Raw genomic sequence first — 16,168 nt, 5'->3', positions numbered from 1 at the left:
GTATCCTGTCAACAGTTAACAGGAGGTCACCATGACGCAGACCGTCACGCGCGGAGAATCCCTCGGCGCCCAGGTGGCACGGGTGCTCCGCCAGCGCATCGTGCGAGGCGAACTCGCCCCCGGCGCGCGGATCACCGAGGAAGCGCTCGCCGAGGAGTTCTCGGTCAGCCGTGGCCCCGTGCGCGATGCGCTCACCCAGTTGAGCTTCGAGAAGCTCGTCGAGGTGCAGCGTCCCCGCGGCGTGTACATCGTGGGACTCACGGGGGATGACGTCGATCAGCTGTACAGCCTGAGGGGTGCGCTCGAACAGCTCGCCCTCTCGCGGGCCATGCGTGTCGACGACGAGGCGCGCTGGGCCGCGATGGCGGCGGCCGTCGACCGCATGGGCGAGGCCGCGGACCGCGGCGACCATGCCGCATTCGTCACCGCGGATCTCGAGTTCCACTCGCAGATCTACGCGCTCGCCGATCACCCGCGTCTCGAGGGTGCATGGAATCAGTACCTCCCGACGTTCACCGCGCTGCTCGAGGTCACGATCAACCATGACGAAGACCTGCACGAGTCTTCCGATGATCACGTGACGCTCATGCAGGTGATGCGCACCGGCACGCCGGCGCAGGCGGCGAAGGTGCTGTCCGAGCATCTCGACGGTGCTCGTCGACGCATGCTGAGCGAGATCGCCACCCACGCCTGAGGGCAGGGCCGTGCCTGCGGCCCTCGCGGCGCACGTATCGTCCGAGTGTTGACTGTTAACAGTCAACACTGCTACGGTCGGGGGAGTCGACAACAAGGTCGACCCACGTAGAGGAGCAAAGATGCCCCGCAAGCGCATCACCCGGGCGGCTGCCGCGATCGCCGCCCTCGCAGCCACCGCTCTCATCGTCTCGGCCTGCACCAAGGTCGAAGAGGGCGAGGGCGCCGAATCGACCTACCCGGAGAAGGACATCCGGCTCATCATCCAGGCCAACCCCGGGGGAGGATCAGACCTCTCGTCGCGCGCACTCGCCACGGAGCTCGAGAAGATCCTCGACGTCAGCGTCATCCCCGAGAACATGCCGGGTGCCGCCGGAGCGCTCGCGATGGAGTACGTCGGTGCGCAGGATCCCGACGGCTACGTGATCGGATTCGCGCCCGTCGAGATCGCGATGCTGAACACCACGCAGAGCGCGGACGTGCTGCCGGACGACTTCGACCTGCTCGGCCAGATCATGCTCGCCCCCGGTGTCGTCACCGTCGGCGCGAACAGCGGGATCGAGACGCTGGAAGACCTCGTCGCCCAGGCGCAGTCCGGTGCCGTCACGGTCGCGAACTCCGGCGCCGGCTCCATCTGGGAGGCGGCGACCCTCGGGCTCGGTGCCGCGACCGACGCCGACTTCACTCCGGTGCCCTACGACGGCGGAGCGACGGCCGTCGCCGCAGCCGCATCCGGCGAGACCGTCGCGGCCGTCTCCGGCCTCGGTGAGGCTCTCGCGCAGGGCGACGCGGTGCGCATCCTCGCCGTCATGAACGACGAGCGCCACCCCGACGCGGAAGACGTCGAGACGGTCGAAGAGGCCATCGGCGAAGACGTCGTCTTCGGAGGCTGGGGCGGCATCTACGCGCCCAAGGGTCTGCCCGACGACGTGAAGTCGACGCTCGAAGCCGCCGTCAAGGAGGCCGTCGAATCCGACAGCTACCAGAAGTTCCAGGCCGACGCCGGAAACCTGGTCGTGTACCGCGACTCCGCCGAATGGACGACGTTCGTCGACGAGCAGTTCGACCTCTTCAAGGACCTCCTGGGCTGAGGAGCCCGGTAGAGAAGACTGCGGGGCCGGGCTCATCACCGGCCCCGCAGTGCTCTCCTTCAGTTCTCGGATCACGAAAGGAGCATCATGTCGACCTCTGCATCGGACGCCTCCGCATCGGACGCCTCCGCAGCGGACGTCTCCGCATCGGACGCCTCCGCGGGCGACGAGTACCAGGGTGCGACCGCGTCGCGACCTCTCGAGATCGTCTTCGCCGTCCTCGCCCTGGCGTTCACCGCCGGATACCTCTTCCTCTCGACGCAGATCCCGCTGCGCCGCGAGGCTGCTCCGGGTCAGATCGATGCCCGCTTCTGGCCGCTCGTCATCGGGGTCACCGGAGTCGTCGTCGCCATCGCGCTGCTCGCCATCGCGATCACCCGCCCCGCACCCGGTCGTGACGACCTCGAGCGCATCCAGCCCGGAGGCTACCTGCGCGTGATCGCCACGCTGGTGATCACGGGCGCCTTCATCGCGCTGTGGTCGCTGGGGTCGGTCATCCTCTTCGGGTACCGCATCGAGGTCTTCCCGATCGCCGCAGCCCTGCTGATGGCCTCCCTCATGCTCCTCTACGGTCACCGCCGCTGGCTGAGCCTGATCATCTACTCCGCCTCCGTCACGGCGTTCGTCTACGTCGTGTTCGGGCTGCTCCTGAGGATCCCCCTGTGAACGCGCTCCTGGAGGGGCTGAACTCGCTCCTCGACATCTCGATCCTGCTCTACATGCTCGTCGGCCTCATGCTCGGCTTCATGGTCGGCGCCTTCCCCGGCATCACCGCGACCATGGCCGTCGCCCTCGCCGCGGGATTCACCATGACCCTCGAGCCCGTGCAGGGCCTCGCCGTGCTGCTGACGATCTACGTCGCGGCGAACTTCGGCGATCGGGTGCCGTCCATCCTCATCAACACTCCGGGAACGCCCGCCTCCATCGCCACCACCCTCGACGGCTATCCGATGGCCAAGCAGGGCAGGGCAGGTCTCGCACTCACCATCTCCGCAATCGTCTCGGCCGTCGGGATCCTCGCCTCGCTGGTGCTGTTCGCGGTCGCGGCCGTCCCGATCGCCAGCTTCGCCCGTGACTACTTCAAGTCCCCCGAACTGTTCGCCCTCGTGGTGTTCGGCATCTCGATCATGATCGGCATCTCGTCGAAGTCGATGCTCAAGGGCATCCTCGCCGGGCTCTTCGGCCTCATGCTCGGCACCGTCGGCACCTACGCCGCGACGGCCGATCAGCGCTTCACCTTCGGGGTGCTCGACCTCGTCGAGGGCGTGAACTTCATCGCCGTGATCATCGGCCTCTTCGGCATCGCGGAACTCTTCGACCAGTTGCTCACGCATCGCGCGTCCCGCGTGCGCCCCATCTCCAGCCTCGGTCGCTGGCTGCCGAACAGGTCCGAGCTGAAGCAGAGCGGTCGTGCCACGGCGGTCGGCGGCGCGGTCGGACTCGGTGTCGGTCTCATCCCCGCCGCGGGCGGTGACATCGCCGGTCTCATCGGGTGGGAACGGGCGCGCAAGGTGTCGAAGCGTCCGGAGATGTTCGGCAAGGGATCGATCGAGGGCGTCGCCGCGTCCGACAGTGCTTCCAGCGCGACCTTGGGCGGCTCCCTCACCACGACCATGGCACTCGGCATCCCCGGCGACTCCGTGATGGCCGTGATGATCGGCTCCATGATCATCTGGGGCATCACACCCGGACCCACCCTCTTCACGAACCGCCCCGACCTGGTCGTCTCGATCGTCGGCATCATGCTGATCGCGACGATCCTGTCCCTCGCTCTGAGCCTGGTGCGGATGAAGGGCATGGTGAAGCTGCTCGACGTGCCGCAGCCGTACCTGTGGAGCGGCATCCTGATCTTCTGCATCATCGGCACCTACGCCACCTCCAACAGCCTCTCGACCGTGGTGACGATGCTCGTCTTCGGTGTGATCGGGGTGATGCTCAAGCGCATGCAGGTGCCGGCCGGCCCCGTGGTGCTCGGGCTCCTGCTCGGACCGCTCGCCGAAGAGAACCTCGCCCGCACGCTGGCCATCCTGCCCACGCGTCCGTTCTTCGAGGTCGTCAGCCCCATCGCGCTCGTGCTCCTCGCCCTGGCGGTGCTCTCGATCGTGATGCCGGCGATCCGTGCCGCTCGTCGCCCCCGTGCCGAGCGCGGCTCCCTCGCGGATTCCATCCTCCACGACGACAGCATCCAGCAGATCGAGAAGGCGCACGACGAGCTCGCCGCGCAGCCCGACCTGCTCACCTCCACCGTCCGCAACATCGACGCCCCGAAGCGTCGTGCCCGCACGTCCCGCAAGAACTCCGAGGAGACCGAGAAGTGACCCGCTACGACATCCTGACCGCCGTGCCCACCGCGTTCCACCGCGACGGCACCCTCGACATCGAGGGTTCGCGTGCGATCTTCCGATTCGTCGCCGACTCGGGGAACGAGGGGGCCTTCGTGCTCGGAACGACGGGGGAGTTCCCCGCTGTGGATGCCGGCGAGTTCGCGGCCATCGTGGAAGCCGCTCTGGCCGAGTTGAAGGAGCGGATGCGCGTGGTCGTGCATGTCGGTCGGCCCAGTACCTTCGAGGCCGTGCGCCTGACCCGCATCGCCCGTGAGCTGGGCGCCGTCGAGTTCGCCGCGCTCACGCCCTACTACCTGAAGGCGACGGACGGCTCGATCTTCGAGTACTACCGTGCGGTGTCGGACGCCGTCGGCGACGGGCGCCTGTACGTGTACATCTACCCGGCGCGGAGTGGAAACCCGGTGTCGCCGGAGCTCCTCGTGCGGCTCGCGGAGCTGCCCAACGTGGTGGGAGCCAAGATCAGCGAGCTCTCACTCGACGACATCGCCGCCTACCGCGCCGTCGTGCCCGCCGACTTCGAGCTCTACACCGGCGCCGACCGCGACCTGATCGCCGCCGTCGAGGTGGGCGCCCAGGGTGTCGTCTCCGGGGTGTCATCCGTGACGCCGAAACCGTTCCGCGCCCTCGCCGACGCCGGGCGGGCCGGAGATGCGGCAGCCATCACCGCTGCGCAGGCCGCGGTCGACGATGTGGTCGCCCTCATCGGCGGCGACATGGCGCGCATGAAAGAGGCCTACCGCGTGCTCGACGTGGTCGACACGCACTGCCGCATGGCGATCGCCGAGCCGAGTGCCGCCGAGCGCACCGCCGTCGCCGAGGTGGTGGCCGCGCACCGGTGAGACGGCTGCCGGTGAGGCGACGCTGGTGCGCACGCGCAGGCGGAGAGCTCTCGGTAGCGGCTTTGCGACCCTGGCATCGATTTCACCCGCGCAAGGAATTCCGGTCCCCGCGCGATACTGTTGCAGCACCGGCCGCGGTCGGTGGGAGTAGGTGTCAGCGGGGAGCAGGGGAGCGCATGGCAACGATCTACGACGTCGCCGAACTCGCGGGGGTCTCGCCCGCGACAGTCTCGCGCGTGTTCAACGGGACGAACGTGTCCGAGGAGAAGGTGGCGGCCGTGCGCAACGCCGCGGAGAAGCTGAAGTTCACTCCCAATCGCACCGCCCGCACGCTACGGCGCCAGAGTTCCGAGGTCATCGCGCTCGTGATCCCCGACATCGAGAATCCCTACTTCACCGAGATGGCGCGCGGCGTGGAGGATGTCGCCTCCGAGGCCGGATACTCGGTCGTGCTCTGCAACTCGGACGCGCAGGTGGAGAAGGAGGCCACCTATCTGCGGATCGCGATCGCCGAGAACATGTCCGGAGTGATCATCGCGACAGCCGATGAGCGCTCCGACCTCGACGGTGTCCTCGCCACCGGCCGCCCTGTCGTGGCCGTCGATCGCAGCACGAGCTACGACATCGACAGCGTCATGATGGCCAATCGGTCGGCGGGGACATCGGCCACCCGGAGCCTGATAGACGCCGGGCACCGCCGCATCGCCTACATCGGGGGCCCCGCGCACATCGACACCGCCGCTGAACGCGCCGCGGGCTGGCGCTCTGTGCTCGCCTCGGCGCACCCCGGTCACGCCCTCGACGAGCTCGAGCGCTTCACGACGTTCCGCGTCGACGGTGGTCGGTCGGCGATGGAAGAGCTGCTCGCGCTTCGCGAACCGCCCGATGCGGTCGTCGCGGGCAACAACCTCATCGGTGTGGGAGCTATCCAGGTGCTCACCGAGCATGGGCTCACTCCGCCGGACGTCGGCGTGGCGGTCATCGGTTCTCTGCCGTTCACGACGCTTTCTCCGACAGCCGTGACCGTGGTGCGCTTGCCCGCGCGGCATATGGGCGTGACCGCGGCGCGGATGTTGCTCGATCGGATCGACGGCGATACGCAACCGGCTCGCACTGTCGTGCTGCGCAACGAGGTCCAGCCGGCCAGCGCCACCCGGCGCTGAGCGGACCGCGACCGGAAGGGTCGATGCGGGAGCGCGCACGCCCTTGCATCATGAAATCGATTTCGCGTACAGTGTCGAACAAGCCACGGACTCGGTCGTCCCGGCAGGAGGAGGACTCCATGCGCTGCACCCTCGGGGTGGACATCGGCACGTCCAGCAGCAAGGGCGTGCTGGTGGGGCCCGACGGCGTCATCGCGGCATCCGCGACCAGGGCGCATGACGTGGAACGACCGCACTCCGGCTGGGTCGAGATGGACGCCGCGATCTGGTGGGAGGAGTTCGTCGCGATCGTGCGCGAACTGCTCGCCGGAGTCCCGGAGGCCGAGATCGTGGGGGTGGGGGTCAGTGGCATGGGACCCTGTGTCCTGCTCGTCGATGAACGGGACGCCCCCGTGCGCCCCGCGATCCTGTACGGGGTCGACACCCGTTCGACCGCGCAGATCGAGCGTCTCACGCATGAGCTCGGTGTCGAGGAGATCACGCGTGTCGGAGGGTCGACACTGACCTCGCAGGCGGGCGGACCGAAGATCGCGTGGGTTGCGGAGGAGGAGCCCGAGGCATGGGAACGCGCACGACGTCTGTACATGCCGGCGTCCTGGCTCGTCCGTCGGCTCACGGGAGCGTACGTGCTCGATCACCAGTCCGCCAGCCAGGTTTCTCCTCTCTACGACATCGAGGGGGAGCGGTGGCACGACCCGTGGTGGGAGCGGTACGCCGGGGGCATCGAGCAGCCGCGCCTGCAGTGGGCGGGGGAGATCGCCGGAGAGGTGACGGCTGAGGCAGAATCGGTCACCGGGATCCCTCTGGGAACGCCCGTGATCGCGGGGACGATCGATGCCTGGACGGAAGCTGTCAGCGTCGGCGCGCACGAGCCCGGCGACCTGATGCTGATGTACGGCACGACCATGTTCCTCGTGGCCACCGGTGAAGAGACCCTGCGGACCCCGTCCATGTGGACCACGGCGGGGGCCTTCGCCGGTACGCGCAACCTCGCCGGCGGGCTGTCGACATCCGGGGCTCTGACCGCCTGGCTCAAAGGGCTGACCGGTGCCGACTATCCTGAACTGCTCGCCGAGGCTGCCGCGTCGGGTGCCGGAGCGCGCGGCCTTCTCGTGCTGCCCTACTTCGCGGGCGAGCGCACGCCGATCCAGGACCCGGACGCCCGGGGCGTGATCGCCGGGCTCACACTCGAGCACACGCGCGGCGACCTCTACCGAGCGATGCTAGAAGCGACCGCACTCGGTGTGCGGCACAACGTCGAGACCATGCGGGCGGCCGGCGCCGACATCCGCCGCATCGTCGCGGTGGGGGGCGGAACACAGGGTCGGCTTTGGCTCCAGGTCGTGTCCGACGTCACCGGCCTCGTCCAGGAGGTGCCTGCGACCACGATCGGCGCGAGCTACGGAGCGGCCTTTCTCGCGGCGACCGCGACGGCGGTGCCCGACGAGCGCCCGGCGATCACGGAGTGGAACCCCATGTCAGAGCGGATCCGCCCGGATGACGGGTTGCGACCGTTCTATGACTCCCTGTTCGCGCGCTACCGGCGGCTCTATGAGGGATCCCGACCCGTGGTGCACGAACTCGCGGCCGCACAGCGAGGCGGCTCCCCGCTCACCCCGACCCCAACACCGGAGGAATCATGACCACCTACACCCTGCCGGCCCCGGCATCGCGTCCGGCTGCCGCCCCGAAGACGGCGTACCTCATCACCTCGGGTGATCTGCGAGAGTCGGCGAACGTCGCGGGCTGGCCCACTCAGGTCGAGCTCGAGACCGGGGTCACCGGTGTGCTCGACGACCTCGGGTGGCAGGTGATCCGTCCCTTCGGCGTCGATCCCGCCACCGGTCACGGCTTCATCTCCAGCCAGCGCATGGGGCTCGAGGTCTTCCGGAGCATCCCGGTCGACGCGCCTCTGATCGTCGCGATCGCCAACTGGCAGTACTCCCACCATGTGCTCGCCGGTCTGCGCACCCACGAGGGCCCGATCCTCACGGTCGCGAACTTCGCCGGCGACTGGCCCGGCCTCGTCGGCCTCCTCGGCTTGAACGCGGGCCTCACCAAGATGGGCAAGCCGTACGCCACGACCTGGTCGGTCGACTTCACCGACGAGTGGTTCCGGAACGGCATCCGGGAGTGGACCGAGACGGGCTCCATCGCGCACGACGCCTCGCACGTGCGTCCCCTGCCGGAGCTGCCGGACAGCCCCGAGAAGCAGTTGGGCGAGGCGCTCGCCGCGGAGCTGCTCGCCGAGAAGGCCATCATCGGCGTGTTCGACGAGGGCTGCATGGGCATGTACAACGCGATCTTCGACGACGAGCTGCTCAACAAGACGGGCATCTACAAGGAGCGGCTGTCGCAGTCGGCGCTCTACGCCGAGATGCTCACCGTCACCGAAGACGAGGCGGACGCCGCGTACGACTGGCTGATCGATGCGGGCATGACGTTCCGCTTCGGGACGGATGCCGCCACCGAGCTCACGCGCGAGCAGGTGCAGTGGCAGTTGAAGATGTACATCGCCGCGCTTCGTATCGCGGACGACTTCGGCCTCGACGCCGTCGGGATCCAGTACCAGCAGGGTCTGAAGGACCTGGTGCCGGCGTCCGACCTGGCCGAGGGCATCCTGAACTCGACGGAGCGCCCGCCGGTGAGGTCGCGCGACGGTGCCCGGGTGCTGCACGAGGGACGCGCCTTCCCGCACTTCAACGAAGCGGATGAGGGCGTGGCGGTCGACGCGCTGGTGACCGACCGCGTGTGGCGTGCAATGGGACTCGTGCCGGACAACACGCTGCACGACGTGCGGTGGGGTGAGGAGTACGACGGGGAGTTCGTGTGGGTCTACGAGATCTCCGGCTCCGTCCCCGCCTCGCACCTGGGCGGGTGGCAGAACGCGGAGGGATGGCGTCAGGGCCACGTGTTCTTCCCGGCGGGCGGTGCGACGATCAACGGGGTCTCCCAGCCGGGGGAGATCGTGCTGTCGCGGGTGTTCATCGCCGACGGCGTCCTGCAGGCCGACATCTTCCGTGCCTCGGTCGTCGAGCTCCCGGCCGACGAGACGCAGCGCCGGAAGGATGCCACGAACCCGGAGTGGCCGATCGCGCACGTGGTGCTGCACGGCGTCTCGCGGGATCAGTTCATGGCCCGCCACAAGGCCAACCACGCGCAGCTCGTCTACGCACCGGATGCCGAGACGGCCGACCGGGCACTCATCGCGAAAGCCTCGATGTTCGCGGGGATGGGCATCCAGGTGAATCTGGTGGGCGACGTCACCCTCTGAGGGGTGACGGGAAGCCCGGAGGGGTCACTGCGAGCGCCAGAACCGCACGGCGAGGTTCGTGAGCTCCTTGTCGAGGTCGTCGACCTTCGCCTCGATGCGGTCAAGGCGGTCGACGACGGCGTCGATGCGCGCGGAGAGCGTGCCGTGGATGCGATCGGTCTCGGCGCGGATGATGCGACTGAGCTGCGTGGTCATGAGCGTCATCCCGCCGAGCATGACGGCGGCGAACACTCCGATCAGCGTCCATACCTGCGGGTCGTTCAAGCGCATGCCTCCAGTGTCGTTCCGGAAGGTCACGATGTCACGGTATTCCGGTTCCGGCGCGTGGAGAACCCGGCGCACGTGTACAACCCACGGATCGCTGACCGGGTGCAGGAACAGAGAGGTGTCGTCCTTCGTCCGATCTGTACAGGCTTCTACTTAAGCGATATAGTCGGCGGCAGGTCGCTCTGATGCGGCCTGATCTCGATTTCGATGAAGAGGGAGACGATCTGCCATGAGTCGGCCACATTCCAGGAAGCTTCACCGTCTACGACAGGGATTCACTGTCGCCGCGAGTGCGGTGATCGCGATGTCCTTCGTCGCGACCGCCTCACCCGCGACCGCTGCCGAGGGGGTGGAGGCGGACCCCCAGCTCGCCGTCTATGTCGAGGTGAACTCGAACGATTTAGCCAACGTCGCCGACTACACCCTCGCGGATTCCGGGCGCGCCGCCGTCGACCTCGCGATGATCTTCGCCGCCAACATCAACTACGACGGAGAGAAGGCGTATCTGCACCTGAATGATCGGGTCACCGAGACGCTCCAGGACGCGGAGAACCAGATCCGTCCGCTGCAGGCACAGGGCACGAAGGTGCTGCTCTCCGTGCTCGGCAACCACCAGGGTGCGGGTTTCGCGAACTTCACCTCGTTCGCCGCGGCGGACGCCTTCGCCGCAGAGCTGGCCGATGCGGTGACGACCTACGGCCTCGATGGGATCGACTTCGACGACGAGTGGACGAACTACGGCGCGAACGGCACCCCGCAGCCCAACGCGCAGTCGTTCGGCTGGCTGGCGACCGCGCTGCGCGAGCGCCTGGGATCGGACAAGATCATCAGCCTCTACGCGATCGGCCCGTCCTACACCACCACCGACTTCGATGCGTTCGACGTCGACGGTGTGATCGACTACGCCTGGAACCCCTATTACCCGACGTACGACGCCCCCACGGTGCCCGGGCTCGAAGATCGCACCCGCCTCGGTGCCGCTGCGATCGACCTGGCGAACACGAGCGCCGCGACCGCCGCGGACTTCGCCCGACGCACGGTCGCCGACGGATACGGGGTCTACGTGGCGTACAACCTGACCGCGACGGATCAGTCGGCGTACCTCTCGGGGATCACGCAGGAGCTCAAGGGGGAGCCGACCGAGTATCGCGCCGCTCCGCGGGATCGCACGGCTCCGACCGTGACCGTGAAGCCGGGGGAGTCGTTCACGACGGGATCTCCCGACGCGTACTCGAAGGTCAGCTTCAAGCTGTACGACGCCGGCAAGGTCGACAGGCTGTCGGTCAACGGTGTGCCGAAGGATCTGACCGATAACGCCTGGAGCGACCTGAACTTCGTGAAGCCGGGTGTCTTCGGTGCGGTGGCCGGAACCAACGTGCTCGAGGTGTTCGACGCGTCGGGAAACCGCACCGAGGTGCTCTTCACCCTCACCGGGTGATCACACGAGGTCGAAGAGCTCGATCTGACGGATCGTGACCTCGGACTCCGCACGCACGCGGAGCGCCGGGGTCACGGTCCGCTCGACCAGGGTGAACGGCGTCGTGCGGTCGGCCCGCAGTTCTTCCCGATGCGTCGGCGCCAGGGTCCGCCAGTGCCCATCCGGGCCGAGGGCCTCCCAGTGCAGCGCGGCAGAGGAGGCGGAGGCGGTCGTCGTCACCGTGACGTCGCTGATCCCGCGAGCCTCGGGGAACCGCCACCCCACCCAGTCGCCGGGGCGCAGGACGACGCCAGGACGACCCGAGGGAGCCCCGTCGTCGAACACCCGCTCGGGGTGGGCGACGAGAGCCGAGGCGATCACCTCGCCCTCGGTCGCGGTCAGATCGGCGCACCACGGGACCGCACGGAGGACGGGAGAGCGCCCGGACTTCTCGAGCGCGGACGCCGGGTCGTCCCCGAACGTGAGGTCGAGGACGGCATCCCCCACGAGCGCATCGATCGGGAGGTCGGCGGAGGCGAGGGATACGTCGTCGAGAGATGCCTCCTGCAGGATGTGGGCCCCGGCGGACCGTCGCCGGGAGCGGATCCGGAGGGAGGAGCCGTCCCCCCGATCCACCCGGATGTCGTCGAAGAGCGGCGATCCGATCCGCAGCTGGCCCGATGCGAGCTCCAGCGGGTACAGCCCGAGTGCGCCCCACAGCCACCAGGCGCTCATCTCTCCGTTGTCCTCGTCGCCCGGGAAGCCCTGACCGATGTGGGCCCCGGCGAACAGCCGCCCCGCGAACTCATGGACGAGCGGAGCGGACTGCCACGGGCGGTCGCTGAACGCGTACATGAACGGGATGTGGTGTGCGGGCTGGTTGGAGAGCGCGCACATCCCGGAGCGCAGGGCCCTGGCCTCCCGTTGCTCATGGATCACGGTGCCGTATGCGCCGGCGAACCGTTCGTCCGCGGTCTCGGGTTCGGCGAACAGGGCATCGAGGTGACGGCCGAGCCCGACAGGTCCGCCGTGGAGGGCGGCGAGCCCGACTCCGTCGTGCACCGCCCCCACCGACATCCCCCAGGCGTTCGTCTCGACGTTGTCCCCGCCCCAGGCCCGCGGGTCGAACTCCGGAGCGAACGCCCCGCGCGAATCCCGCCCGCGGAAGAACCCGGTGCCGTCGTCGAAGAGCTGTCGATATGACCGGGAGCGATTGGCGAAGTAGCGTGCGAAGCAACGGTAGCGAGCGGCTTCCTCGGCCGATCCGGCGCCGACGGCGAGCTGCAGGGCGAACCGGCCGAGGGCGGCATCGCTGAGTGCGTTCTCGATGCTCCAGCTCATGCCCTCGGGCGTCTCCGACGAGATGTAGCCGGTGAATCGGCCGAGATCGATGCCCTTGCGTCCCCGTCGCGCATCCGGACCCGGCTCGCACGCGTTGCGCCATCCGCTGTCGAACGCGGTCTCACGGTCGAAGCTCACACCCCAGCGCGCGGCATCGGCGAAGATCTGGTCGCTGGACGTGCCGACCATGCTGTCCACGTAGCCGGGCGCGCTCCACCGCGCCATCCATCCTCCGCGTCGATACTGTTCGAGCTGGCCGTCGAGGAGCCTGCCGGTCGATGCAGGATCGAGCAGGGCGAGCGCCGGCCACTCGGTGCGGTAGGTGTCCCAGTAGCCGTTGTTCACGACGAGTTCCCCGTCGGCGACCGTGTCGACGGAGTCGGAGAAGACATCCGCGAATCGCCAGCGCGGCTCCGCCGCGGTGCCGACGTTCTCCCCGGCGCTGTTGGGGTACAGGTGCATCCGATGCAGTGCTGCGGCGATCCGGGCGCGGTGCTCCTCATCGGCGAGACCGCGGTAGGGGATCTCCTCCGCCGGCAGCGGGGGGATCGACACCCGGCCCAGCAGGCGATTCCAGATCGCGGCGCCCTCGGCGCGCAACTCCTCGAAGGGACGGGTCGGGGGCGCCTCGGTCTCCAGGGCGTGCCGGGCCTGGGCGACGGAGAGGAAGGAGATCCCGATCCGTAGTTCGAGCGATCCGCGTCCGCCCACATACCCGGCGACCCGACCGCGTCCGTCGTCATCGAGCGGGCCGCGCTCGATCACGCCGTCGTCCGTGCGGCGCAGGGCGGTGCCGGCGAAGAAGCACCGCGGCGCGTTGCCCCAGTCCGCCGAGCCCTCCGGGATCCATCCCTCGAACGCGTCTGCGCCGGTCCAGGCGAGCTGGCCCTCATCGGTGAGCTGATCGATGACGAAGCCGATCGGGGCGTCGGGGTCCGCGCACCGCACCCGGAAGGCGGCAGCGTGCATCGTCGCGGTCATCTCGACGGTCAGACCATCGCCGAGGTCCGCCGCGTACTCGTGCGGACGCGCGCGTTCGGACCCCGGCACGATCCAGCGCCGGCGTCGCTCGCGGCTCGACACAGGATCTGCCAGATAGGGCATCAGCTGCAGCACCGAGCGATCGCCGATCCAGGGACTCGGCTGGTGGGAGAACTGGAGGGCTTCGAGTCGGCGTCCCTGCGCGTCGTCGTGCACGAAGGGCCGGTACGGCCACCGGGAGTCGGCTGCGTCGGTGGCCGGCGTGACGAAGGTGAACCCGTGCGGGAGAGCCACGGCGGGGATGGTGTTGCCCCGCGAGAAGCGCGGTCCCGCATGCGTGCCGCGTCGGGTGTCGACGCGGTCGACGGGGGTGAGGGTGGGAACGCCCGGTGCGATCCGCTCCTCGACCAGGACCTGCACGAAGCCGGTGACGCCTGCGGCATCCGCCTCGTCGGACAGCGCGTCGGCGCCGAGCACGAGTTCGACCGTGCCGCGTCCTCCGGCGTGGGGAGCGAGCGAGACGGTGTCCGCATTCCACTGCTCCGGCATGCTCCAGCGCGCGGCGAACTGGGCATCGGCGGTGATCGGGAAGTCGTAGCGGTCGCGGACCGCGGAGTCGTCGCTCAGCCGGGATCCGTCGTCGAAGCGCACGTCGGCCGAAACCGCGAGGGCGGCGTGCGGCGCCAGGGTCGCTGCCGGCCCGTCGGCGTAGAAGGCCCAGTGCAGCACCGTGTGGGGTGTGATCTCGATGTCGGCGAGACCCGGGGCATCGATCCGCTGCACCCCGCCGGTCGGGTCGAAGGCGAAGGCGAACACCGCACCCGGGAGCACTCCCGAGCGCGGGCGGGAGGACGGGGGATCGGCCGGCCCGTCCGCCGGGAGGAGCTGCACGGCGTTCACCCCTTGATCGCGCCCTCCTGCACGCCCTTGAAGAAGAACCGCTGCGTGAAGGAGAACATGATCACGATCGGCACGAGGGCGATCATGGTGCCGGCCGCGATGAGGCGCGGATCCACGGAGAAGCTGCTGTTGAGGTAGGCCATGCCCACCGTCAGCGTGTACTTCGAGGGATCGGACAGGACGATGAGCGGCCACAGGTAGTCGTCCCAGGCACCGATGAAGGCGAAGATCGCGACCACGGAGACCATGCCGCGGATGTTCGGCCAGACGATGTGGCGGATGCGCTGCCACGTGGTGGCCCCGTCGACCGTCGCGGCGTCCAGCACGTCCTTCGGGATCATGCGGCACGCGGTGGCGATAAGGAGCACGTTCATCGCGCTGATCGCTCCGGGGAGGAAGACGCCCCAGAGGGTGTCCGCGAGTCCCAGTGCGCGGATGGTGAGGAAGTTGCTGGTCACCGTCACCTCGCCGGGGAAGAGCAGAGTGGACAGGAGGATCCCCATCACGATCCACTTGCCCCGGAATCGCATGCATCCCAGCGCGTATCCGGCGAACGTCGACAGCACGACGTTGCTCACGACGGTCCCGACCGAGACGAGCAGCGAGTGCCAGGCGTAGAGGTAGACCGGGACGATGTCGGCGACCTTGCTGTAGTTCTGCAGCGTGGGTTCGCGGGGGATGAGCTCGGGCGGGAAGGAGTAGATGTTCTCCTGCGGGCCCTTGAAAGAGGTGGACAGCTGCCAGATGAACGGCCCGATCACGAGGAACAGGACGAACAGCAGCAGCGCATAGCGCCCGATCAGTCCGCCGAGGCTCGGTGTGCTGAAGTCTCCGGAGCCGCGACGGCGGAAGATGCGCTCGCGCGTGGGCGACACCGGGCCGTCGGGGGACCGGGTGTCGTCGGCCGGGCGCTGCGGGGTGAGGGTGCTCATGCGGAGACCTTCGCCTTCTTCTCACGGTTCATGACGGCGATCGCGGCGAGGGGCACGAGGGTGAGCAGGAACAGCGCCACGCTGATCGCGGAGGCGTAGCCGATGTTCCCGTTCAGGCCGGACCCCACCTGGCGGATGAGCATCACGAGCGACATGTCGTACCCGCCGGGCCCTCCGGTGCTCTTGGACAGCACGTCGAGTTCGGCGAAGACCCGCATCGCGGACACGGCGATGAGCACCGCGATGAGGAGCATGGCTCCTCGCACCGACGGGATCGTGACCGAGAGGAAGCGGCGGAAGGCCCCGGCGCCGTCGAGCATCGCGGCCTCGTGCAGCTCCTTGCCGACGTTCCCGAGCGCGGCGAGGTACACGACCATGTAGTAGCCCAAGCCCTTCCAGACCGTGAGCAGGATCGCGCAGCCCAGCAGCAGCCAGCGATCGACGAGGAAGGCCATCGGCTTGTCGATCAGACCGAGGAACTCCAGCGTCTGGTTGATGATGCCGCGGCTGTCGAAGAGCCAGGTCCAGATGAGGGCGACCACGACCACCGAGGCGATCACGGGGAAATAGAACGTGGTGCGGAAGAACGAGATGCCCGGGAGCTTCTTCTGCACCAGCAGGGCGAGGAGGAGGGGGAGGATCGTGAGCAGGGGCACGCACACGACCACGTAGATGAGGCACGTGGTCAGCGCATTCCAGAACATCTCGTCGCCGAACATGCGCTCGTAGTTCGCTCCCCCCACGAACTCGGGCGTCCGCAGCGGCCGGGCGTCGGTGAAGCTGAGGAAGACCGTGTTGAGGAACGGCCAGAGCGCGAACACCAGCACCCAGGCGACGGCGGGGCCCAGCAGCAGCCACGGAGTGAACCATCGGTGGGATCTCATCGACGATCCGCGGTCGCGGATGCCGGTGTTCGCGCGCATGG

At 68.5% G+C, this 16,168-nt stretch carries 13 protein-coding genes; 9 read left to right on the top strand and 4 right to left on the bottom strand.

Annotation, left to right across the window (positions count from 1 at the left end; translation table 11 throughout):
* The first annotated feature begins 31 nt into the window (after positions 1-31).
* The 8 genes from FGL91_RS03335 to FGL91_RS03300 all read left to right on the top strand — a co-directional run bounded on the left by FGL91_RS03335 (position 32) and on the right by FGL91_RS03300 (position 9,405).
* A complete protein-coding gene (locus FGL91_RS03335) occupies positions 32-694 on the top strand; it encodes a GntR family transcriptional regulator (protein ID WP_047519800.1) in 663 nt (220 codons plus the stop codon).
* 121 nt (positions 695-815) lie between these two features.
* On the top strand, positions 816-1,784 hold the full coding sequence (locus tag FGL91_RS03330) for a tripartite tricarboxylate transporter substrate binding protein (protein WP_131493612.1): 969 nt from the start codon (positions 816-818) through the stop codon (positions 1,782-1,784).
* 87 nt (positions 1,785-1,871) lie between these two features.
* Positions 1,872-2,450 carry a tripartite tricarboxylate transporter TctB family protein gene (locus tag FGL91_RS03325; protein WP_153243070.1) on the top strand — a complete coding sequence of 193 codons (579 nt, stop codon included), beginning with the start codon at positions 1,872-1,874 and terminating at the stop codon, positions 2,448-2,450.
* Positions 2,447-4,102, top strand: a complete 1,656-nt coding sequence (locus FGL91_RS03320) for a tripartite tricarboxylate transporter permease (protein ID WP_131493610.1) — start codon at positions 2,447-2,449, stop codon at positions 4,100-4,102. Before FGL91_RS03325 ends, FGL91_RS03320 begins: the two co-directional genes overlap by 4 nt.
* Entirely contained in the window at positions 4,099-4,968 is an 870-nt protein-coding gene (locus FGL91_RS03315) for a dihydrodipicolinate synthase family protein (RefSeq protein ID WP_153243069.1), read from the top strand. The genes FGL91_RS03320 and FGL91_RS03315 overlap by 4 nt, the downstream gene beginning before the upstream one ends.
* 176 nt (positions 4,969-5,144) lie before the next feature.
* Positions 5,145-6,131, top strand: coding sequence for a LacI family DNA-binding transcriptional regulator (locus tag FGL91_RS03310; protein WP_131493606.1), 987 nt, complete (start codon positions 5,145-5,147; stop codon positions 6,129-6,131).
* A gap of 119 nt (positions 6,132-6,250) precedes the next feature.
* Positions 6,251-7,774, top strand: coding sequence for an FGGY-family carbohydrate kinase (locus FGL91_RS03305; RefSeq protein WP_153243068.1), 1,524 nt, complete (start codon positions 6,251-6,253; stop codon positions 7,772-7,774).
* The gene (locus FGL91_RS03300) at positions 7,771-9,405 is read left to right on the top strand and encodes a fucose isomerase (protein WP_153243067.1); all 1,635 of its coding nucleotides are present in this window, start codon (positions 7,771-7,773) and stop codon (positions 9,403-9,405) included. Before FGL91_RS03305 ends, FGL91_RS03300 begins: the two co-directional genes overlap by 4 nt.
* A 24-nt stretch (positions 9,406-9,429) precedes the next feature.
* Here FGL91_RS03300 and FGL91_RS03295 read toward each other — a convergent pair whose 3' ends face one another.
* Positions 9,430-9,675, bottom strand: coding sequence for a hypothetical protein (locus FGL91_RS03295; RefSeq protein ID WP_047524493.1), 246 nt, complete (start codon positions 9,673-9,675; stop codon positions 9,430-9,432).
* Positions 9,676-9,976: 301 nt separating this feature from the next.
* Between FGL91_RS03295 and FGL91_RS19005 the strand changes: the two genes are divergently transcribed.
* A complete protein-coding gene (locus tag FGL91_RS19005) occupies positions 9,977-11,110 on the top strand; it encodes an endo-beta-N-acetylglucosaminidase H (RefSeq protein ID WP_227991833.1) in 1,134 nt (377 codons plus the stop codon).
* Here the strand turns inward: FGL91_RS19005 and FGL91_RS03285 are convergent, their stop codons facing one another.
* The 3 genes from FGL91_RS03285 to FGL91_RS03275 are packed head-to-tail and all read right to left on the bottom strand — an operon-like array spanning position 11,111 to position 16,166.
* A complete protein-coding gene (locus FGL91_RS03285) occupies positions 11,111-14,311 on the bottom strand; it encodes a GH92 family glycosyl hydrolase (RefSeq protein WP_153243066.1) in 3,201 nt (1,066 codons plus the stop codon).
* Complete coding sequence (locus FGL91_RS03280) at positions 14,308-15,243, bottom strand: carbohydrate ABC transporter permease (RefSeq protein ID WP_081997105.1); 936 nt, start codon at positions 15,241-15,243, stop codon at positions 14,308-14,310. The genes FGL91_RS03285 and FGL91_RS03280 overlap by 4 nt, the downstream gene beginning before the upstream one ends.
* On the bottom strand, positions 15,240-16,166 hold the full coding sequence (locus FGL91_RS03275) for a carbohydrate ABC transporter permease (protein ID WP_131493597.1): 927 nt from the start codon (positions 16,164-16,166) through the stop codon (positions 15,240-15,242). Before FGL91_RS03275 ends, FGL91_RS03280 begins: the two co-directional genes overlap by 4 nt.
* Between the last annotated feature and the right edge of the window lie 2 nt (positions 16,167-16,168).

This window comes from Microbacterium sp. CBA3102, from assembly GCF_007954505.1.
Classification (GTDB): Bacteria; Actinomycetota; Actinomycetes; order Actinomycetales; family Microbacteriaceae; genus Microbacterium; species Microbacterium aurugineum.
The sequence above is the reverse complement of the archived record's forward strand: the minus strand, read 5'-3'. Positions and strand labels throughout refer to the sequence as shown.